Origin of the sequence: Henriciella mobilis (assembly GCF_003576315.1) — a bacterium.
Classification (GTDB): Bacteria; Pseudomonadota; Alphaproteobacteria; order Caulobacterales; family Hyphomonadaceae; genus Henriciella; species Henriciella mobilis.
On sequence record NZ_QWFZ01000021.1, the window covers coordinates 1 to 18,618 of the forward strand.

Consider the following 18,618-nt stretch of genomic DNA (forward strand, 5'->3'; position numbering starts at 1 on the left):
GCTCTACATCGAGCCAGGATCACCATGGGAGAACGGATACTGTGAGAGCTTCAACTCGAAACTTCGAGACGAACTCCTCGCTCGTGAAATCTTCTATGATCTGCGCGAGGCGCAGGTCCTGATCGAGAACTGGAGACTGTTCTACAACACCGCAAGACCGCACTCATCGCTGGGCTATAAACCACCCGCGCCCAGAACCATCTTGCCCGCGACCTTCATGCCGCCTTATAGGTTGAAGGCGGCATGAACGCCGCTACAAACCAACCGTCGATCCTAACATTTCGGTTGGGCCAGTCAGATCGGGCAGGCCAAACTCTCCCCGGTCAGGATAATTATTCCATTTGCATGGAGCGCGCTCAGAAGCCCCCAAATCATAACCAAACACATGACCCCGAGGGGCGTGCTCGCGCTCGCAATAATTTGTGTCCCTTTGTACAAACTCATCCTAAAAAACGAACGGTTTCAAACGGATGTGCCTAGAGTTGAAGAACCAGCTCTCTAATCAAATGTGAATGTCAATCATGGGTATTTTCTTTTCAATTTTTGCCACTGTTTTCCTGGCCGAACTCGGAGACAAGACACAGCTTGCCACGGTCTTGTTCGCATCGGATGGACAGCATAATAGATGGTTTGTGTTTGCCGCAGCCTCAGCCGCGCTCATTGCTTCGACAGGCATTGCGGTTTTGCTTGGAGCAGCACTGGAGCGTTATCTGTCAGAACTTCCACTTAAACTGCTTGCAGGCTCCGGCTTTGTTGCAATTGGAAGCTGGATGATTGTCGGGCACTTTCAACCAAATTAATTACTTTTTCTGAGCCCAAGGGGAAATGTTCCACATCACGCTCAGCGGTCGTTCCTTCAGTAACGCATGAAAAACAGCGATGCCGGCATGTGCGACGAGATACGCCCAAGCCAGTTTCGATACTGGCTCATGGATTAACATTGCGCCAGATGCGAGAATGCCTTCGTCTGCGCCGAGCTTCAGAGCTACAAAATAGGTCACCCCTGTCATTGCCATGACCGAAATGATGGCGATACCCAATCCATGCACGGCTTTCGCGAACGGGTCGCCGTCATAAAATGATAAGCGACCGGTTTTGTCTGTGTTCCTCAAACGAGCCTTGACTGCTTCGATCAGCTCTTTCCGGTGCCGGGTCGAAAACCACGGGAACAATTCTGCAAGCGTGGTCCCGCCTTGTCGGAATAAAATGATCACCCAAAACGCACAGATGACAGCAAAGGAAATCAGTCCAGAATATTCGTGGACTTCAAAAAAAACATCTTCAGTCCCATCTTGAGGGTGGGCCTTCATAATAAGGCTCGAAGCCAGCTGAACGATCACAGCGATAGCGATGAGCATATGAACCAAGCGAGTTTTCAAAGAGTATTCAGGGTTATGTGATGCGGCCATGTCGGACCCCTAATACCAAGACCGTATGCCGACAAGGAATACGGTTTGGTCGCCGCTGTTTCCGGCGAGCTTTGCAATATCCCGTGTTCCGCCGAACTTACCTTGCCATTCTACACCCAGATAAGGTGCGAATTGCCGCTTGATTTCGTAGCGCATTCTCAATCCGGCGTTTACGTCCGTCAGGCCCGACCCAAGGTCTCGTTCGGCGATGTCCTGCGCTGAAAAGTTGGCTTCAATGCGTGGCTGCAGAATAAGCCGCTGCGTAAGCCGATAATCGTACTCAATCTCCGCCCGTGCGGTAACGTCACCCTTTGTGCTCAGATAACCAGAAACATCGACTTCAAACCAATAAGGGGCAAGTCCTTGGACACCAAACACAGCATGATCTAGTCCCTTCGGCTTAAAGTCATGGCGGATACCGGTTTGAAGGTTGAAATATGGCGAAATCGCACGAGACCAAAGCGCCTGTAATTCAGCGTCATCCGCTTTTCCGGAATTCAGTGAAACCAAGCCTTCGGACTTAAACCAGATCTTGTTTATATCACCGCCATACCAAGCCTGTCCGTTCCAATACAAATCTTCGCTGCCATTTACCGATTGCGCCTCAAACTGATTGAATAGAATGGACCCCGTTTTACGGTTGCCGAGCATTTTCTTCAATTCTTCTCGCGATTTCTCCATCTCGTCTTTTGAGTAATATGCATCTGCTTGCTGACCCGCTACGGGGGCAGGTTTTTCGACGGTGGTTTCCTCGGTGCTCTCGGAAGTCATGCCTGATGTTTGAGCCAAAGCGGAAAATGGAACGGCCAACGCGGCAAAGCAACATAAGGTCAATTGCGACCAACGCTTGTTAATGTGAGTCATTGTTCTTGATCCTGCATCTTCATTGAACCGTGATCGTTCATGTCCATCGACGGCTGCTTCATTTGGGGATGCTCCAGCGCCATAGGCATGGTCATCATATTGGCCTCAGTCTTCGACTTGTTTGGCATCACCGATACGACCCGAAACATTCCGGCCTCCATGTGATAAAGGAGGTGACAGTGAAATGCCCAGTCGCCCACATGCTCGGCGCTGATGTCGACTGAGAGCTTTTCGCCGGGTTTCACGGTGATTGTGTGCTTACGGGGCTTATGGCTTCCACCGCCATTTACGACATCGAAAAACATGCCGTGCAAATGGATAGGGTGTGGCATCATCGTGTCATTGACGAGCGTCAATCGAAGGCGTTCGCCCTCGTTAAAAATGATGGGACCGTCGACTTCTGACCAGGTCAACCCGTCGAAAGACCACATATATCGTTCCATATTTGAAGTCAGATGAAGTTCAATCTCACGTGCTGGCGAGCGTTGATCGGGATTTGGCTCAAGACTTCGCAGTTGTGAATAAGTCAATGTTCTGTGCGCGACATCATTCAGACCTTGTCCGGGCTCATCCAATCTGCTGGTTGGTGCCATGGCCAATTTTGCTATGGACGGACCGGTTTTCAAATCTGGAGCAATGAGCGGAATCGCGTCGCGGCCCTCCACCATATCATTGCCGTTCATACCCTCCATCATGGAATGATCCATTCCAGGCATTGTGGGAGCGTCCATTCCGGCCATGTTACTCATGTCCGCCTTGGACCCATTGTCCATTTGCATGCCGCCCATAGCGCTCATATCACCCATGCCCATGTCTTTCATGGTGAGCGGAACAGGTTCGCGGAGCGCGGGAGCCTGCGCTTTCATCCCTGGTTCGGGGCCCAACGTCGCAACCGCCATTCCCGAACGATCAATCGCCTCGGCAACCAGGGCATAGGCTTTGATTTGTTCAGGCGTCACGATGACATCATACGTCTCTGCGACACCGATTTGGAACTCATCTGTCTCAACAGGCTGCACGTTCAACCCATCAGCGGCGACCACCGTCATTGGCAGGCCGGGGATACGGAAATTGAAAATTGTCATCGCAGCTGCGTTGATGATTCTTAACCGAATGCGCTCACCCTCTTTGAAAACGGCGTTCCAGTTGTCAGCACTTGAATGGCCGTTGATAAGATAGGTGTATTGCGCGCCGGTTATGTCTGACCAGTCAGTCGGTGACATGCGCATTTTGCCCCAATTCGCTCGGTCGCGAATAGTTTCAGCCAAGCCTTTTTCGCCGGCATCGCGCATGAAATCTGCGGCTGTTCTTTTCTGGAAATTGAAGGATCCGCTATTAGCCTTCAGCTTGGAAAATAGCCTGTAGGGGTTTTCGAACGTAAAATCGCTCAGCATCAAAACATATTCTCGGTCATAAACGACCGGATCAGAGCCAGCCGGATCAACGATGATCGGCCCGAAATGCCCCAATTGCTCCTGCAATCCACTATGCGAGTGATACCAATAGGTGCCATTTTGAGGCACTGCGAATTTGTATTGAAAGGTTTCACCTGGCTTAATACCAGGAAAGGCTACGCCCGGAACACCATCCATTTCAAAAGGCACCAGAAGCCCGTGCCAATGTATCGACGTGTCTTCCTCTAAGGCGTTTGTCACATTTAAGACGATATCGTCACCCTCACGAAAGCGAATAAGCGGCGCAGGAACACTGCCATTTACGCCAATGGCTTCCGTGGCGCGGCCATCTATGCGTATCGGGAACTTGTCGATGCTGAGATCGAATTGGTTGCCTGTAAGCGATGGGATGCCGAGATTGCCATCGCTGGCAGGGCGCGCCCAGGCAGGCACTAAGCCAGAGGCGCTGGCAAGTGCGCCAGCTCCGATCGTCGTTTTTAAAAATCGTCGTCTATTATACATCGTCATTCTCCTGACTGATACCTAGACCAGCTCTTGTTGGTTTGTTCCAGAATTTCAAATGCGCATAAAGATTCTGGACACGCACTTACAAGGATACGGCTAGACTATGCCGTCCCCTCAAAACACTTGGTGTCGACATTGATTGTCGCCCACAGGAAACGAATGTTAGCCTTCTATCGCGCCTCCACCCACTCAGTCGCGTTAGGTTTTTTGAGATTGAGCTTGTCGTTGCGTACTGGGTGTTCAGTCAGTTTGATTCTGCTTCTGCGTCGTCTTCCGGGAACGCCTCGGGCCACAACGCGCCTATTAGTTCCTGAGCGCTCGTTCGCCGCATGGCGATAATAACAGGCGTTTGCTCGGCCGCGAAATTGAAAATGAATTCAACGGCGTCGCCCGCCCGATAATCCGTTAACTCAATCTCGTTCGAGACGTAGAATTCCATTTGCATGATCGGCCAGTCTGCTTCTGGTACCGGGCTATGTGTAATTTCCAGAATGCGCGTATTGAGATCGCGCTGCAGCACAGAACCAAAAGCGCGCGCAACATGAGGTGTGTCGCTCACCACCTCGCTGGCGGCAGGTGCCTTCTCCTCAACTGGGTTAGGGCTGTTGGTACAAGCGGCGGCCCCGAGAAGGAGTAAAGCTGGAAAGCTGAGTGCGAACATGTGTTTTAATTTCATGGCGAGATCCCCGTATCACAGACTTGCGGAGAGAATAGCAGCCGCAGCCATAGTACGCGCGGACATCATGTTCCCCTTAAGAATTTCAACTCTTAAGGGGTGAGCCTATCGGCACGCTGGATATCAAAGAGGCGGGCCCGCCCCATCCGGTTTTTCAGAGACATCAAAAGGTCGATTGCAAGTTCAGGCAGTCGAACAGGAAAGGCGACGCCCGCCGGGCGAGCCGGTAGCGTACAGGAGCCCCGTCCATGAGCCTCATACAAATCATAGTGTCCCGGTATGGAGGCCGGTTGGCCTGCGACCGTCAGAGCGGCGCGATACCCGCGCCAGGTCATTCTAAACGTGATCGATCCGTTTCACTTCGTCTGAATGCAGATGGAAAACTCTTGATCCACTGCTTTTCCGATACCGATTGGCGAGATGTAAAGGCCGCCTTTTTAAGAGACGGTATTGCCGGCGAAGGCGATTTCGTCGGAAACAGCGACCGTCGCTTGTTTGGCGTAAAGCGCCATGATCCGCAAACAGCCCACAGAAACGTTCGCCCCGAAAGTACCGACCATGCCCGGCGGGCCTGGGTGTCGCGCCGGTCTGCGCGGGGTGCACTTGCAGAGCGCTATTTTAAACAACGCGGACTGGACAGTCTCAGTTCTAACCCAAGCCTTGGGTTCCTGCAGAGTTGGCCCATTTCGATGAAACCGGGCTCTGCCATGTATCCTTGTCTGATCGCTCGGATCTCGAATGCACGTGGCGGGTTTGAAGGCGTTCAAGCGACGTTCTTCTTTGAGAGTAGAACGCTCACGAAGCGACGGCTTGTCTTCGGCCGGCAGAAAGGTTTCGCAATCCATCTGGCAAAGCCGACCAATGAACTTCTGGTCGGAGAGGGCTTGGAAAGCACGGCCTCAGCGGCGCGAAGGTTCCAGATGCCCGCCTGGGCGCTCCTGAACACCGGAAATCTCGCTGTGTTCCGGGCGCCGCCCGACATAGACCGGATCGTAATTGCCCATGACCATGACGCTCCGGGGCTTAAAGCCGCGCAAGCCTGCGCTGCACTCAATCGTGGACGAGGCGTTCGCTGCGAGCTGCGCGCGCCGACAAGACCAGGCGCCGATTGGAACGATGATGACCGCCTGCCGGATGCGCCATAGCCGCATGGATTGTCGGAAAAGCTATCTCAAAGACATCGCGCTAACAGGAAAGGGCTCCGCCTTTTGGGGGCTTGGCCGGTGCGGCCAGGCGATACTTTAAAACCAGAAGGAGGCCCCTATGGCCAATACTCAAACCCTCGCAGCGCCTGCGCATAAGGCGCTATCCCTTCCGCTCAGCCAGCTTTCAATTGGCAAAGATAATCCTCGTGCAGACGTGGCTGAAGATGAAGACGTTGCAGCGCTCGCCACATCGATCGCTGCGATCGGGCTGGTCCAACCCCTCATCGTGATCAAACGCGGCGGCGGCTTCGAGGTCATTGATGGCCGCCGGCGTTTTCTCGCTCTCAAGCGGCTGGAAATCGATGGTCGCCTGTCCAGTGATCAATCGATCGCCGTCATGCATGTCACCCAGAAACATATGGCGGCGGGTCTGGTGGCAAACATCCAACGGCGGGCCATGACGCCCGTGGAGATCTTCAAAGCCGTCTCCGCGCTCTCCAAATCCATCAAGAGCCCGGACCGAATCGCTGGCGTTTTAGGCGTCGAAGCCCGAACCGTCCGCCAATACCAGGCGCTTGGCGCCTTGCCGGCCGACTTCCTCACCGCTTTGGAAAACCGAGCGGTCAGTTTCGATATGGCGAAGACCCTGTGTCAGATTACGGATTTGGACCGGCGCGCTGGGTTTATCGAGCAGGCTTTGGCGGGCGAACTTCAAAACTGGCAGCTTCGCAATCTTCTCAAAGCTGAAAAGCGTCGCTCTGATGAGCATCTCCCCCAATTCATAACCGAGACCGCCTACACCAAGGCTGGCGGGAAGATCGAGGGCGATCTTTTCGATGACTATACGTTCTGGATAACCACCGAAGCCGTGAAAACAGCGTTCGCCGACGCGGTTGAGCCGCTTTTCAAGGCGATTGCGGGCAAGGGCCTCGCCGATGTTGAAGTTGTGGTGGAGACCGACGATCCCGCAGACTGCGTCGATCTCGAAGATCTCGTTGAACTGGGCGATGAGTCAGGTGAACTCGATATCGATACGACATGGGAAACGCTCGAAAACGCGGTTTATGAAGCGTGGCGAGACCATGTCGACACCGGTACTTTGGAAAGCCGGTCGGCTGTCATCACGGCGCTCGAAGCGCTTCATACGTTTCTGCTGAGCGCCATTTCAGGCGACATTCGCGCCCGCATGACCGCGCGCATTGCGTTTGGGTCCATGCCGGTGGTGACCTACAAGCTGCCTGACGCGGAGACTGAAACCGCCGACACCGGATCCGGTACTGATTTGGATGCTGCTGAGGATGTTGATGCCAAAACGGCCGACGAAGCCGTTCGTATGCAAGACGAGATCGGCAAGCGGCACCTCAATCCGTCCGGCGCGCTTAAACAGCGCCTCAGCGAAATCCGCACGCGGGTCTTCGCCAAGGATCTTGCAGCTCGTCCCGATGTCGCAATCGCGCTTCTCATTGCCCAGCTTTCGGGCCGTCTGCGTGACACCTGTCAGGGCGCAAGTCCGCTTAAGATCTCACCAACGGTGTTTAGCACCGGGATCGGGAATGACGTGGTCAAAGAAGATACGAGCTGGGCGGCTACCACAGAAGCAGTAGATCGATTGGTGACGCCTCTGGATGGCAAAGATCTGATCGAACATCTCCTTGCGCTCAAGGATACCGACAGAATGACCTGCCTCGCCGTCCTGGTCGCCCAATGCGTCGACCTGACCGAGCCGCGGCAGGCTTATGTCGGGAGCCCTGATCTCGGCTTTGCCGGCGTCGTCGCGGCCAAGATTGGCGCGGAGGCGTCCAATCACTGGACGCCCGATACCGTGACCCTGACCGGGTTCACTAAGGGCGCTCTGGTCGATATCGCGGCCGACCTCGGCTGCGTGCTTGATGAGAGTCAGAAGAAGATGAGCCTCGTCTCGAAAGTCGAAGACATGACGGCAGAGCAGGCCTGGGTGCACCCCTTCGTGCGCCTCGGCGACGCCGGCACCTGAGCCCAGACGGGCGTCTCCTCCTGACTGGCGGCCGCCGGGGCAAATGTCCCGGCGGCCGCGCTTTTTTTAAGGGCGCTCGATCGCTCTCCTCAACCCTGAAACTATTTAAAACATGGAGGCCAAAATGGCCGGTGAGAAACCGATCGACCGGATTGTCGATCAAATCGTGGCGGCGTTGGAAACAGGCGTTCGTCCATGGCGCAAACCTTGGGACGCAAGAAGCTGCGGAGAGGTGCATTTGCCGCTTCGCGCCGATGGACAACCCTTTGGCGGTATGAATGCCGTCACGCTCTTAATGGCGGGCGCGGCTGGAGGATATGCCTCGCCCTTTTGGCTGACTTACGCCCAAGCCAAGCGCGCGGGCGGTCAAGTGCGCAAAGGCGAGCGATCTATGCCCGCCATACTTTACAAGACGCGCATCGTTGAAGACAGCGAAGATGATGAGGACGCGCGCGTTCTGAGATATCTTAAATGCTATCCGGTCTTCTGCGCAGACCAATGCGACGGGCTTTCTGACGCCTTTTACCCGGTCAATAGGGACGCGATAGACAACGCGCCGGTTGATGCGGTGCTCGACGCGTTTCCGGTTGAGCTTCGCCATGGCGGCGACCGGGCCTTCTATCAGCCGAGCGGTGACTTCATCCAGCTGCCCATGCCAGAGGCGTTTGAGAGCCCAGAGACGTATCTGACGACCAAAGCGCATGAGCAAATTCATGCGACAGGCCATGAAAAACGCCTTGATCGGGATTTTGAATCCAAACGCTGGGGCGATGAAGGGTATGCCATTGAAGAGCTCGTTGCTGAGCTTGGATCAGTGTTGCTCTGCGCGCGCTTCGCGCTGAAACCTGAACACCTGCATTCTCACGCAGCCTATATTGGCCATTGGGCCGAAACGATTCGCTCCCATCCGAACGCGCTTTTGAGCGCTGCGTCGCATGCCGACAAAGCAGTCAATTACATTCTGGCCTTCTCAGTGGGCAAAGGCTTGATCTCGCCGAAAATTGCGACTCAGGGGAAAGAGGTGGCAGCATGAGCGTCTCTGATCCTTTCCGATTAACGTCTGAAGACGTCCGCCGCGCTGGGCTTGAGCCGGGCGATGTCGGGGCGTGGTGCGTGCTCGTGGCGGGCTGCTATCATCTGTTTGCGAGCCAGGCGGCAGCTGAGTGGGCGCATGCCAAAATTCTGGAAGGAGAGTTGGTGCGGTAAGGCATTGCAAGCCGATGCGTTTACCTTGGCCTATTTTTGCAAAGACAGAAGTCTTCAACGCCTGTCCATGCTTTCAAACCAAGTCACAACCGGGGGCGGCATGTTAAGCCGCCCTGCGGCCGCGACCAATCGTTTAGATTCGATTGCAAATTTCGGGGCAGTTATGCCCCGTTCGCTCATTTCCATCATCACATGGGTGAACAAAATGATCGCTTGGTCTCTTACCGCGATTGAGGGTTTGACAGGCGCATGCTTGTGCATGGTGAGCATCGACGTCGCCATTGCTTCATCGAAGCGGTCTCTCAGGTCTTCATCACTTATATGTGCCATGTAGGGGCGGCGGCGATATTGAAGTCGCCACAAATCTTGGCGCGCCATCTTTTCGGGAACGTGATCCAGGGTGGTGAAGTCTACGTCTTTAGGATTGCCTTTGTAGGTTGGCGTATGTGTCCAGTGCGCCCAGCGCTCGAACAAATGATCGACAATCGTTCTTTTCCAAATGTCTGTTTCTAGTCCAGAACCCTCAACCGCGATGAGCGGAAAGACGACTTGGCCATTCTTGACCGTCGCATGTCGTTCGCTTGTGAAAATTACCGTATCAATATTGGGGTATAGCGGGCGTCCATCCTTTGTCCGCTTCAATGCGCGCTGCACGATGTGCGCAATGAGCGCGGGTTCATACAATTCATGATCTTCGTTGATGAGCAGCATCAGTCGGACAAGGTTCTTGCGCGGGAAATTGTCCTGATGCGCACCCAATTGTTTGTTGGCCTTTTTTAGATGGTTCACGATCGCTCGGCCGATCCGGTTTACGAATTTTGCGTTCACCGCTTCTGGGTCATCCATATGACGGGTCATGGCTTGAACCGGTGCGCTTCCAAGGAATTCCGGCCAATCGGGACGCTGACGAAGTTCATCCGTCAGGTTGTCCATGCGCTCGGTCCCGTCTTCTTCAAGGGATTTGATCTCCAGTGCGATCAAGCCAGACAGACAGGCAAAGTCCGCGCGCAGAACCTCGGAGGATTGAATGGCGTCCAAGTCGACGCCGCCCATGGCCTCGCGCAGGAATAATATCCAACGCGGCGTAAGCGGCTCAATTTTTCCTCTTCGTTCAACCCTCATATTCTACGCAGCCTCTCTGACGTCGCGCTTCTGGTCATCAACCCGCCGACGAGTGCGTTTTTGCCTTCGGTGCTCAAGCTCTTTTAAAATTTCACGTTTCATACGTTTCGCCAGCCAAACAGGGGTGTCTTGCTGCTTGTCGAAAACAAGCTGTCTACAGCACTGTCGAACGATTTTTCCGGATCCACACGTGCAGTCCCAATGCCCTTTCGAGCGATCGCTGGCCAGGATTCGGAGCCAATAATGAATCTCGTTTATATTTGCAGAAACGCCTAAGATGTCGGCATAGGCATCTATTAGGCCCGCACCATAATGCTGGCGCTCTCCAGTCGGCGGAAACCGTTTGTGTTTTTCGTAATATAGCTGCCCGAGAAAGAAGTTCCGTACAGGGACGCTGAGAAAAGTTGAGAAGTCATCATCAGGCCGGTGGGCAAGCCATTCTTCAGGCACATATAGGCAGGCGGAGCGATCAGAATTGATGTGCCGGTCCGGCGTGGTTGGAACGCGATCTCCCAAAACCTCGACTATTGGCAACCCGTTAGGATAGTTGCCGGGAAAGTGGATGCGAACTGGGAAACTATCGAGGGTGCGTCCGTCACTGTGCACGCCAAACCGTCCCTTTATAACCAGCCGGCCCTCAGCCTCAGTCAAGCGCAGCAAGGGCTGGGCGTGTAAAGCGGTGACTATGTTGTCGCGCGCACTCGGATGAATCTTCCACCAGCGCGGGCGGGGACTATCTCGCCCAAGGTTTTGTCGGCGCATCGACGGTCTCTGCCGTTTGGGTTATGATAGCTGCGCTTGCGGGGCCGAGATTTGAGGTTTCGCCAAAAGCAAGTCCCCAGCCGCCCGAGTCGGCCTGGTTCAGCATGGTGGTCGCGACATTTCTGACCTCAGACCAAACGTGCATGTCCAACAAACCAGACAGATCATTTCCATTAGGGTTGGCGGGGTCTTCGATCGCGATTGGGGTCGACCGGTCTGCGATGCTCTGTAAGACGCTGGTGAACTGTTGATCCAGCGATAATGCGGTTTTGCCTTTCAAAAGTTCTATAAAGACAAGATCGAGCGCAAACTGCTTGATATCGAGATCGTAGCGAACACGCGCGAGCTTGCCGAGCTTCAACGCATCGATGACGCCGCTATTCTTGATATGATCGACATGGGTTTGGAGGTTGGTTTTCAGACGCGATTTCTGGCCGCTATTCTGATGCAGATAGGCGTCGCCTCGACTCTCATCCACATATCGCCCAGGAACCACATCGATGTGCAAACGGTCGCCCCGCGCGCCATCGGCTTTGGCATAGAGACGCAGCGCACTTGTCTTGGGCTCAACGAAATAGCCTCGCGACAAAGCTCGGGCGACATTGTTGTAAATGTCGGAAAGATTCTCGCCTAAGCGGGTTTCGTCATGATAAGCATACACGATGATGTCGAGATCATAGCTCTCTTTGATCATCGTGCCTTTCTTCTTAGATCCACCATATTGGATCGAAATACTGGCTCCGGGGAATGCCGCGCGAATAGCCGCTTCGACACCCGCGCGATGATCTTGAAGCTCAGCCATTTCGCGGCTGTCTGGCGAAATATGCTGCGCCTCCAATAAGGCTTGTAGGTCTGACGTCCTGCTCATTTAGTCTATTTCCATCTGGAATGTGAATCCGCCTTTGGCGGTGTCATTGTCATAAAGGCGAAGTGGCGCGCGGGCTTTCGGCAGACGATCTTTGCCGATCGATACAGCAATGGGCGCTGGGACCGCCGGGAAAATGGAGATGGGTTGGTCATCGCCATGCCGGGCGGCGATCTTGGACTGCGTCTCGTGCCAAAAGGTTCGAAACGCGATGAGGTCCCGCGCGCAGTTGAGGAAGGTGGGCGTGGGGTCCACATCCTTCAGGGATATCTCATAGATTGTGTGAGTTTCAGAGATTTCGGCCGGTAGCGTCCCCATATCGATCTTGCCACTCAGGGAGAGCAGAATGGCCACAGGCGCATCTTCGCCTCGATCTTCCAGATATTCCAGACAGTAGCCAATCGGATCGAATGCAGTGTCTGGCTTCCAGCGCCAATCCTCAGTGTCGCGGTGGCGCTGATATAAGTCTACCGCTACTTTATCTCCGAGCTGCGCTCCCAGAAAGGTGAGCAAGGGAATTGGGCCGATCGCGAAGAGTGAGACATGTCCCGCCGCTTCTACAGGACCGGCGGTGCCGTAAGCGGAAGAGACCGCCCGATCGATGCGTCGGCAGGCGATAGATAGCAAATCTTCTTGCTCATCCAATCCGGTCAATGCCCCAAGATCGATTGAGGTCTGCAAGCCATCAAACGCATGACGCGGAAGAATAGCCGAAAACATATCTTGCCGGGGAATTGCGATCCGGAATCCACGAATCGGCGCAGCGCACGAAATGATGTGGGAAGCAAGATCTGGTGATGCATCAAGCGCGGCGTCGACACGGCGTTCGTGTTCGTCTTTCATAGCTCTCAGATCGTGCCGAGAAAACCATTCAGGGTGATCATCGATCTCCTTGTGACAGGCCTTGCACAAGGCCATGAGGTTATCGACTTCATTTATATCAGGAGGTCTTGGACCGTCATTTCCTCTGGGACCGCCTTCAGAGAAGGCGACAATGTGCGCACGGTCAGCAAAGTTGCCAGGTTGTTTGGAGAGGTGATGTTCAAATAGACGTGCATTGCAGCCCCGGCGCTGGCAACGACCGCCGGCGCGAACGAAGAGAATGGTGCTGGTGCGGTGTGAAATGGCACGAGTTGGCGTTACGCAAGGTGGCTCAATATCTGTTGCAGCAGATTCTGGAGAACCAGAGACTGAACTCGAAATCGCCATCAGCAGTTTCCCTTACGTATGCCGCAATATGATGTGGTTTCACACACCTTCTCATACAAGACCTGGTGGTAAAAAATGTTCACTCTTTGTGCTTTTGCGTGGTAGAAGCAAGTAAGACCGAGCGATTTTGTTGGCGAAAGAAAAGAGATGGCAACGGATAATAAGGGCTCAGAAACGGTCCAGAGCCAGCAGAGAAAAACACGCAGTCGCTGATCAAAATCGCCTCTCTGAGTGATGGGGATGCCCGCCGGAGCGTGGGGGAGGGGAAAGACCCGAGCTTCACGCTGACGCGTGAGCGCTCCTGCGATCCGATGGTCGCCGCGTTCCATCTGACAGGTCACCTGGTATTCGCAATCATCGCCGTCAGGCCCGCCTTCAAGCGTTCGGAGCCGCCGCCGGTTTAAATGATGGCGTCACCATCCAACAGGAAAGGGCTTCGCCTTTTGGAAGTGGATCGGCGGGGAACAGTCCCTTCCGGCCACAACACTAGGAGAAGACACCATGTCTCAAGAATTCATCCTCTCAGGGCGCTTGGCGCGGGACCCGGATATCCGGTCCACCCTCGCTGGATCGCCTGTCGCCAATTTGCGGGTGCTGCAAACGCGCGGTTATCGCAAAGGCGAGGATTGGGTGGAGGAGGTCGAAGGCTTCGATCTCGTCACCTTTAACGAAAATCTGATCACACGGGTAATCCAGCCCTTTTTCTCTAAGGGCAAGCGGCTGCGCATCCGTGGCCGGCTGCAGACCCGTAGCTGGGAAGACCAGAACAAGGTCACCCGTTACAGCACTGAGGTTGTCATAGATGATCTGAGGCTGCTGGAGCGACCCGCGCAAATGACGCGCAGTTCAACCGACACGCAAGCGGCGTGAGATCGCCGCATCCCGCTTTTCAACCCAATTCAACTCAAGAGGAGATCACCCATGTCTGGTGATATTAATGTCTTTGTCGTCGACGGCTATGTCGGCGCAGATCCGCAAATCAGCATCGCTCCGGAACAGAAAGCCACACGCGCCCGGTTCCGGATCGCCACAACCCGCAAATTCCAGAAGGAAAGCGGGGAGATCGTAGAATATACCGAATGGTTTTCTGTGATCTGTTGGGGCGAGGCTTATGTGGAAAAACTCGTTCAACCCTATGTGAAGAAGGGGTCCTTCCTTCAAATCATGGGGCGGGTGCAGAACACCCGCTGGACCGATCAGGACGGCATTGAACGCTTCGGCGTCGAAATTGTCGCCGACCGGATCGACCTGCTCGACAAGGTGGGCGCGGGTTCATCCTACGGATCCGAAGATCTGCCCGGCGATCATTCCACGTCCGGTACCGAAACCTACGAGGCCGCAAGTTCGACGTCGGACTATGACGACGAAATTCCGTTCTAGTCCCTAACACCCTAAGGCAGCCGCCCGCTTTCGCGGGCGGCTGTTCGCATGGGACTATTGCTTGAAGAGTGCTGTCACATATGCTATCAAAATCTATGGATCGCGTCGTCATCGATACCAACATCTTTGTGTCTGCGCTGATGAATGCTCGCGGCGCGCCGCGAGCGGTATTACGCCTTGCATTGGAGCGTCAGATTGTTCCTGTGTTTGGCAATGCGCTTTTGCGGGAATATGAAAACGTCCTCTCGCGAGACCGACTTTTTGCGTCAGCCCCGTTCACGCGAGGCGATATCGACACGCTTCTTGATGCCTTGCTCAGCGTTTCTGAATGGCGGAGCATATACTATTTGTGGCGCCCAAACCTGCCTGATGAAGGAGACAATCATTTGATCGAACTTGCCGTCGCTGCAAACGCCGAAGCCATCATAACGGCGAACACAAAGGATTTCGCCCGCGCAGACCTCGTCTTTGAAGGCCTAAATGTCGTAACCGCGGGCGGCTATCTGGAGACTAGGAGCCAATCATGAGCACAATTACATTACGTCTGCCTGACACCCAACATGAGCGTCTGAAAGACCTCGCCGCCGCCAAAGGCGTCAGTCTAAATAAATTGCTTGAAGAACTCACCGCGCGGGTGATCGCTGAAGCCGATACCGAAGTGCGTTTCAGAGCCCGCGCAGCGCGCGGAAATGCGGCTGAGGGCTTGCGCATTTTGGCGCGCTTGGACGAGCATTACAAAACTGATTAGCCGCTCAGATACCGAGGTGTCACCGGTGCTTTTGGTCTGCTCTTTGCGTGGAGTGGATATGAGTTTTGCATGGCTGAATGGGCGTCTTCATCTTTTGCGATCTCTATCATCTGGGCATTGAGCCTTTTTGCGATACTGAACCGGAGTTAAGTCGACGCGGCGCGCAGGTGAGGTCTACGAATGGGCGCATGTAGCCACAAGAAGCGGGGCATAGGATGAGCCTTGAAGAGTTGCGCCCTTTGGAGGAGAAAGCCGCCCGTCTGACCAAAACAGGCGATTGGGCGGATATCTATCCAGGCCTTACGCTCCTGGACATCAAGGATGCCGCCATCTTGCTCTGCCTGCCGCAGACGGTGATCTTGCAATGGATCGGGGAAGGCAAATTGCTCGCCTTGCGCAATTCAGCCCATCAGTTTCGTATTCCCGTCGATACGCTTATGGACCGGCGCGCCGCCATCCCTGGCCTGGCCCATGTGATCAATCAGATTTGCAAGGGTTATCACAATCTCGCCTGGCTGTTCCTAATCCAGCCGGTTCCGGATGAAGACGGCCTCAGGCATGTGATCGATCTCTTAAAAGAGGGCGACATGGAACGCCTCGATCAGGCTGCGCAGATCTGGCATGAGCGTCTTAGGACCGGCCCACCCAGTTAAACACGAACCGCGCGTATAACCGAACGGTAGACCGCCCGGCTCGTGCACATGGTCTGACGGGTTCGCCCGCTTTTTGGGCTGAGGGTCGGTTGGTCTTAGCGGGGTGCCAAATTGGTGATGAGAGCTGCGGTTCGTTCATAGCGGGGTTGCCTCGTGCATCTCCGTCATGGGCTGGACGCCTCCCTGCGCTTCGCTCCGGGCCGTGCTCCAGGCGCTGGCGCGCCCCAAGCCCCGCCTGCGCGGGTCTTGTCCCTGCGGGTAACGATCATGCCCTCGGTTTTGCCTCGGCTGGCGCGGGCGCGTGTGCGCGCGCAAGCGGTCCGTTGAAGATTAAGTCCAGGATGCACGGTCTTTCGGTAGGGCCTCCCGATTGTTCACCTCAACCCGGGCGGCGGTCTGATCACCGGCTTGGGACTGGTCGTCTGAGGTCCAACGCCAAAGCACAAGATTGACATCTTCAGGGGCAGCGTTGGGCGCAAAGCTGGGAACCAAAATTCCATGGTAACCAGCATCGATCAGGCGGGTTGCCACGCGATGACTAGCGGGGACCAAGCCCCGATGCATCTCTGATTCCCAGTTCGGGCAAGCAAGCTCATTCCAACCTACTTTCAGCTTTTTACGGATCGCAGGATCGGTCAGGTCGATAATAAGTGGGCTGGACACCGTCAAATAGTAGAACGTGTAGGGATCAGTGTTGAAGGTGAAGCGCACTTCGCGCGCGCATGTATCGAAACTGAGCGATGTATAAAGCGCCGGGACGCCTTTAGGGTTGAACCGTCCACCATGCTTTGCAGCACCCTCTCCAGACGTCGGCGCATAGGCCCAGCCGGGTTTTGATGCGCGGACAACCGTCGCCTTAAACGGTTTCGGCTTTATCAAGCGTAGCCGCCTTCTAGCCGGCGCATGATGTGCGCGCGTAAGCCTTCAAACTCTCCATCCTTGACGATCTGCTCAGGCGTGCGTCCGCCAAACCCCGAAATTGGCTCAGACCGGAACCAGGCATAGGCCATCACCATATTGCCAACCAAAGGGGTCACGGCATTTAGTATCTCAACCAAATGCCGCAGCGCGGTCTGGGTCGCAACCGAAGCAATACGCGATTTACGCGACAATGATTCCGGTCGGATGCCGATCGTCTGACTGATTTCGTTCTTGGTCGTGCGCAGATTTCTGGCAAGCCGATCCGGTGAAATCATACCGTCTTCTGTGAGCTCTCTTAAGGGCATGCGTCAACTCCTTTGCCATGAATATAGGGCATCTGGATTGACACATCAAGCTGTATTGCGAAGCTAAAAGGGCGTTGATCCGCTCCATCACAAGCCGCAAACGCGGCTTATTTCACCTGAATCCGACGGGCTAATCCGCGCTGTTAACCGGGCTGGGCCATGCGGCCCAAGTCCCGGGCGCGGGCCCATCGGATGGTCTCTCTCTCAACTGTGGTGGTAGTCTACCAAGGTGCAGCAGCGCCGCCTCAAGGACTGCGGGGCCCCACCATTTTTGTGATCCTCCGATCGGCCTGATCAGCGCGGTCTTAGGATACGCGCCTGCAGGAGATAACAGGGCCTGGCGGCGCGATCGGCGGAGGCTCCCAAAAATCGTTTCCCCCACAGCGAAGCGCGCCTTTGGCGCGTCCTTGACCCGGCTGTCTGCGCACTTGGGTGAGGGGTGTCCACTGTTTTCGAAATCCGAAGACGGGGTGTTTTCCAACTAAAAGGAGATGTCCAATGGAAACGCAAAATGATGTCCTGGTCGGCGTGCTGGCAGCGATGCAAAACCCGCCAGGCATAGAAGACTTCGCCGGGGCGATCCCGCCCGATGAGGCGCTGATCCACATTGTCAGCGCCGCCTATGGCGAACTTGCAGATGCGCTCGAAGACGGCCCGCTGGCTGGGTCGCTGGAGCGGATTTTGAAAGGCTGGACAGACGTGCTTCACCGCACGATTGAAGGCCTCGAAAAGCAGGCCGATCGGGCCGAGCTTGACATGAAAGAGGCAGCCTTGGCGCAGGACTATTCAGAAGTCATGAGCGTCGAACTGGAACGCAAAACCGACCGCCTTCGCGCGCTGCAAAACGCGGTGGAAGCGGTGTCGGTGATGCGCGATGCAGGGGCCTCAACTTACGAGGCGAGATGCGCCACATTGTGGCGTCCCATGCATGGGTCCAGGCCGTCCTCAAAGATCATCACATCGGCCATGATTGACGCCCGGGATCTCTCCCGGTCTCGGAAGATCTTGGCCGCCGAAGGCCGGGTCATTGAGGGCGCGAAAATCGCCCTGTTCGGGGACCGAAATGACAGTGACTATACCAAGGTTGCTGCGGTGCTCGACAAGGTCAAAAACAAGCATGGGCGTATGGTGCTTTTGCTGACCGGTCAGAAGACCGGCGCGGATGCCTGCGCCATGTCCTGGGCTAAGGCAAACGGCGTGGATGTGGTGATCTATAAACTCGAAGGTCATGCCTCTGACCGCTACTTCCGGCGCAATGAGCGCATGCTGTCTGAAGCCCCCAAAGGGGTCTTGGTCTTCAGTGAAAAATCGGCCTTCACACGGCATGCCGTAGAGACCGCACGCAAGATGGGATTGCCCGTCAAACGATGCGGATTGGCGAGCTGAAATCACCCTCGCAGACTAGGCGCGGCGTGGCCCGATCCGGGCTGCGCCGCGCTTT

At 55.2% G+C, this 18,618-nt stretch carries 21 protein-coding genes; 11 read left to right on the plus strand and 10 right to left on the minus strand.

All coding sequences use genetic code 11. The features are described 5' to 3' along the window. Positions 1-247, plus strand: a 247-nt coding sequence (locus tag D1227_RS12975; protein ID WP_147373275.1) for an integrase core domain-containing protein, incomplete at its 5' end; no start/stop codon positions are given. Positions 248-521: 274 nt separating this feature from the next. Next, positions 522-800, plus strand: a complete 279-nt coding sequence (locus tag D1227_RS12980; protein ID WP_119404966.1) for a TMEM165/GDT1 family protein — start codon at positions 522-524, stop codon at positions 798-800. Here D1227_RS12980 and D1227_RS12985 read toward each other — a convergent pair whose 3' ends face one another. From D1227_RS12985 to D1227_RS13000, 4 genes are all read right to left on the minus strand, one after another. Then, positions 801-1,409 (minus strand): cytochrome b/b6 domain-containing protein, encoded by a 609-nt coding sequence (locus D1227_RS12985; RefSeq protein WP_119404941.1) that lies wholly within the window; start codon positions 1,407-1,409, stop codon positions 801-803. Between the two features lie 9 nt (positions 1,410-1,418). After that, the gene (locus D1227_RS12990; RefSeq protein WP_233349673.1) at positions 1,419-2,273 is read right to left on the minus strand and encodes a copper resistance protein B; all 855 of its coding nucleotides are present in this window, start codon (positions 2,271-2,273) and stop codon (positions 1,419-1,421) included. Next, positions 2,270-4,189, minus strand: a complete 1,920-nt coding sequence (locus tag D1227_RS12995; protein WP_119404943.1) for a copper resistance system multicopper oxidase — start codon at positions 4,187-4,189, stop codon at positions 2,270-2,272. The genes D1227_RS12990 and D1227_RS12995 overlap by 4 nt, the downstream gene beginning before the upstream one ends. A 247-nt stretch (positions 4,190-4,436) precedes the next feature. After that, positions 4,437-4,868 (minus strand): copper-binding protein, encoded by a 432-nt coding sequence (locus D1227_RS13000; protein ID WP_119404944.1) that lies wholly within the window; start codon positions 4,866-4,868, stop codon positions 4,437-4,439. Positions 4,869-5,116: 248 nt separating this feature from the next. Between D1227_RS13000 and D1227_RS13005 the strand changes: the two genes are divergently transcribed. The 3 genes from D1227_RS13005 (at position 5,117) to D1227_RS13015 (ending at position 9,039) form a co-directional block, all read left to right on the plus strand. Then, positions 5,117-6,013, plus strand: coding sequence for a toprim domain-containing protein (locus D1227_RS13005; RefSeq protein WP_119404945.1), 897 nt, complete (start codon positions 5,117-5,119; stop codon positions 6,011-6,013). Positions 6,014-6,131: 118 nt separating this feature from the next. Beyond that, the gene (locus tag D1227_RS13010) at positions 6,132-8,006 is read left to right on the plus strand and encodes a ParB/RepB/Spo0J family partition protein (RefSeq protein ID WP_119404946.1); all 1,875 of its coding nucleotides are present in this window, start codon (positions 6,132-6,134) and stop codon (positions 8,004-8,006) included. A gap of 124 nt (positions 8,007-8,130) precedes the next feature. Beyond that, complete coding sequence (locus D1227_RS13015; protein ID WP_158586646.1) at positions 8,131-9,039, plus strand: ArdC family protein; 909 nt, start codon at positions 8,131-8,133, stop codon at positions 9,037-9,039. 227 nt (positions 9,040-9,266) lie between these two features. Here the strand turns inward: D1227_RS13015 and D1227_RS13020 are convergent, their stop codons facing one another. Genes D1227_RS13020 through D1227_RS13035 form a run of 4 tightly spaced genes read right to left on the minus strand, consistent with a single transcriptional unit; the run spans position 9,267 to position 13,170 of the window. Then, entirely contained in the window at positions 9,267-10,334 is a 1,068-nt protein-coding gene (locus tag D1227_RS13020) for a hypothetical protein (RefSeq protein ID WP_119404948.1), read from the minus strand. Between the two features lie 3 nt (positions 10,335-10,337). After that, positions 10,338-11,096 (minus strand): hypothetical protein, encoded by a 759-nt coding sequence (locus tag D1227_RS19805; protein WP_158586647.1) that lies wholly within the window; start codon positions 11,094-11,096, stop codon positions 10,338-10,340. Next, positions 11,068-11,964 (minus strand): nucleotidyltransferase family protein, encoded by an 897-nt coding sequence (locus D1227_RS13030; protein WP_147373305.1) that lies wholly within the window; start codon positions 11,962-11,964, stop codon positions 11,068-11,070. The genes D1227_RS19805 and D1227_RS13030 overlap by 29 nt, the downstream gene beginning before the upstream one ends. After that, entirely contained in the window at positions 11,965-13,170 is a 1,206-nt protein-coding gene (locus D1227_RS13035; RefSeq protein WP_119404951.1) for an HNH endonuclease, read from the minus strand. It abuts the gene before it with no gap. 501 nt (positions 13,171-13,671) lie between these two features. Between D1227_RS13035 and D1227_RS13040 the strand changes: the two genes are divergently transcribed. From D1227_RS13040 to D1227_RS13060, 5 genes are all read left to right on the plus strand, one after another. Continuing rightward, the gene (locus D1227_RS13040) at positions 13,672-14,040 is read left to right on the plus strand and encodes a single-stranded DNA-binding protein (protein ID WP_119404952.1); all 369 of its coding nucleotides are present in this window, start codon (positions 13,672-13,674) and stop codon (positions 14,038-14,040) included. 51 nt (positions 14,041-14,091) lie between these two features. Beyond that, positions 14,092-14,550 (plus strand): single-stranded DNA-binding protein, encoded by a 459-nt coding sequence (locus D1227_RS13045; protein ID WP_119404953.1) that lies wholly within the window; start codon positions 14,092-14,094, stop codon positions 14,548-14,550. Between the two features lie 95 nt (positions 14,551-14,645). Further along, positions 14,646-15,077, plus strand: a complete 432-nt coding sequence (locus tag D1227_RS13050; RefSeq protein WP_233349671.1) for a putative toxin-antitoxin system toxin component, PIN family — start codon at positions 14,646-14,648, stop codon at positions 15,075-15,077. Then, positions 15,074-15,298 carry a toxin-antitoxin system HicB family antitoxin gene (locus D1227_RS13055; RefSeq protein ID WP_119404955.1) on the plus strand — a complete coding sequence of 75 codons (225 nt, stop codon included), beginning with the start codon at positions 15,074-15,076 and terminating at the stop codon, positions 15,296-15,298. The genes D1227_RS13050 and D1227_RS13055 overlap by 4 nt, the downstream gene beginning before the upstream one ends. A 215-nt stretch (positions 15,299-15,513) precedes the next feature. Next, positions 15,514-15,951 (plus strand): hypothetical protein, encoded by a 438-nt coding sequence (locus D1227_RS13060; RefSeq protein ID WP_147373306.1) that lies wholly within the window; start codon positions 15,514-15,516, stop codon positions 15,949-15,951. 330 nt (positions 15,952-16,281) lie between these two features. Here D1227_RS13060 and D1227_RS13065 read toward each other — a convergent pair whose 3' ends face one another. Next, positions 16,282-16,830 (minus strand): RES family NAD+ phosphorylase, encoded by a 549-nt coding sequence (locus D1227_RS13065; RefSeq protein WP_119404957.1) that lies wholly within the window; start codon positions 16,828-16,830, stop codon positions 16,282-16,284. After that, complete coding sequence (locus D1227_RS13070) at positions 16,827-17,147, minus strand: MbcA/ParS/Xre antitoxin family protein (RefSeq protein WP_233349669.1); 321 nt, start codon at positions 17,145-17,147, stop codon at positions 16,827-16,829. The genes D1227_RS13065 and D1227_RS13070 overlap by 4 nt, the downstream gene beginning before the upstream one ends. 528 nt (positions 17,148-17,675) lie before the next feature. Here D1227_RS13070 and D1227_RS13075 point away from each other — a divergent pair. Beyond that, on the plus strand, positions 17,676-18,563 hold the full coding sequence (locus tag D1227_RS13075) for a DUF2493 domain-containing protein (RefSeq protein WP_119404959.1): 888 nt from the start codon (positions 17,676-17,678) through the stop codon (positions 18,561-18,563). Positions 18,564-18,618: the final 55 nt, after the last annotated feature.

What these genes read in the sequence shown, in the direction of transcription:
- D1227_RS12995 (WP_119404943.1), bottom strand. Translation starts at nt 4,189, where the DNA reads ATGTATAATAGACGACGATTTTTAAAAACGACGATCGGAGCTGGCGCA.
- D1227_RS13055 (WP_119404955.1), top strand. Translation starts at nt 15,074, where the DNA reads ATGAGCACAATTACATTACGTCTGCCTGACACCCAACATGAGCGTCTG.
- D1227_RS13050 (WP_233349671.1), top strand. Translation starts at nt 14,646, where the DNA reads ATGGATCGCGTCGTCATCGATACCAACATCTTTGTGTCTGCGCTGATG.
- D1227_RS13005 (WP_119404945.1), top strand. Translation starts at nt 5,117, where the DNA reads ATGAGCCTCATACAAATCATAGTGTCCCGGTATGGAGGCCGGTTGGCC.
- D1227_RS13045 (WP_119404953.1), top strand. Translation starts at nt 14,092, where the DNA reads ATGTCTGGTGATATTAATGTCTTTGTCGTCGACGGCTATGTCGGCGCA.
- D1227_RS12980 (WP_119404966.1), top strand. Translation starts at nt 522, where the DNA reads ATGGGTATTTTCTTTTCAATTTTTGCCACTGTTTTCCTGGCCGAACTC.
- D1227_RS13015 (WP_158586646.1), top strand. Translation starts at nt 8,131, where the DNA reads ATGGCCGGTGAGAAACCGATCGACCGGATTGTCGATCAAATCGTGGCG.
- D1227_RS13000 (WP_119404944.1), bottom strand. Translation starts at nt 4,868, where the DNA reads ATGAAATTAAAACACATGTTCGCACTCAGCTTTCCAGCTTTACTCCTT.
- D1227_RS12985 (WP_119404941.1), bottom strand. Translation starts at nt 1,409, where the DNA reads ATGGCCGCATCACATAACCCTGAATACTCTTTGAAAACTCGCTTGGTT.
- D1227_RS19805 (WP_158586647.1), bottom strand. Translation starts at nt 11,096, where the DNA reads ATGCGCCGACAAAACCTTGGGCGAGATAGTCCCCGCCCGCGCTGGTGG.
- D1227_RS13010 (WP_119404946.1), top strand. Translation starts at nt 6,132, where the DNA reads ATGGCCAATACTCAAACCCTCGCAGCGCCTGCGCATAAGGCGCTATCC.
- D1227_RS13075 (WP_119404959.1), top strand. Translation starts at nt 17,676, where the DNA reads ATGGAAACGCAAAATGATGTCCTGGTCGGCGTGCTGGCAGCGATGCAA.
- D1227_RS12990 (WP_233349673.1), bottom strand. Translation starts at nt 2,273, where the DNA reads ATGACTCACATTAACAAGCGTTGGTCGCAATTGACCTTATGTTGCTTT.
- D1227_RS13060 (WP_147373306.1), top strand. Translation starts at nt 15,514, where the DNA reads ATGAGCCTTGAAGAGTTGCGCCCTTTGGAGGAGAAAGCCGCCCGTCTG.
- D1227_RS13020 (WP_119404948.1), bottom strand. Translation starts at nt 10,334, where the DNA reads ATGAGGGTTGAACGAAGAGGAAAAATTGAGCCGCTTACGCCGCGTTGG.
- D1227_RS13035 (WP_119404951.1), bottom strand. Translation starts at nt 13,170, where the DNA reads ATGGCGATTTCGAGTTCAGTCTCTGGTTCTCCAGAATCTGCTGCAACA.
- D1227_RS13070 (WP_233349669.1), bottom strand. Translation starts at nt 17,147, where the DNA reads ATGATTTCACCGGATCGGCTTGCCAGAAATCTGCGCACGACCAAGAAC.
- D1227_RS13040 (WP_119404952.1), top strand. Translation starts at nt 13,672, where the DNA reads ATGTCTCAAGAATTCATCCTCTCAGGGCGCTTGGCGCGGGACCCGGAT.
- D1227_RS13030 (WP_147373305.1), bottom strand. Translation starts at nt 11,964, where the DNA reads ATGAGCAGGACGTCAGACCTACAAGCCTTATTGGAGGCGCAGCATATT.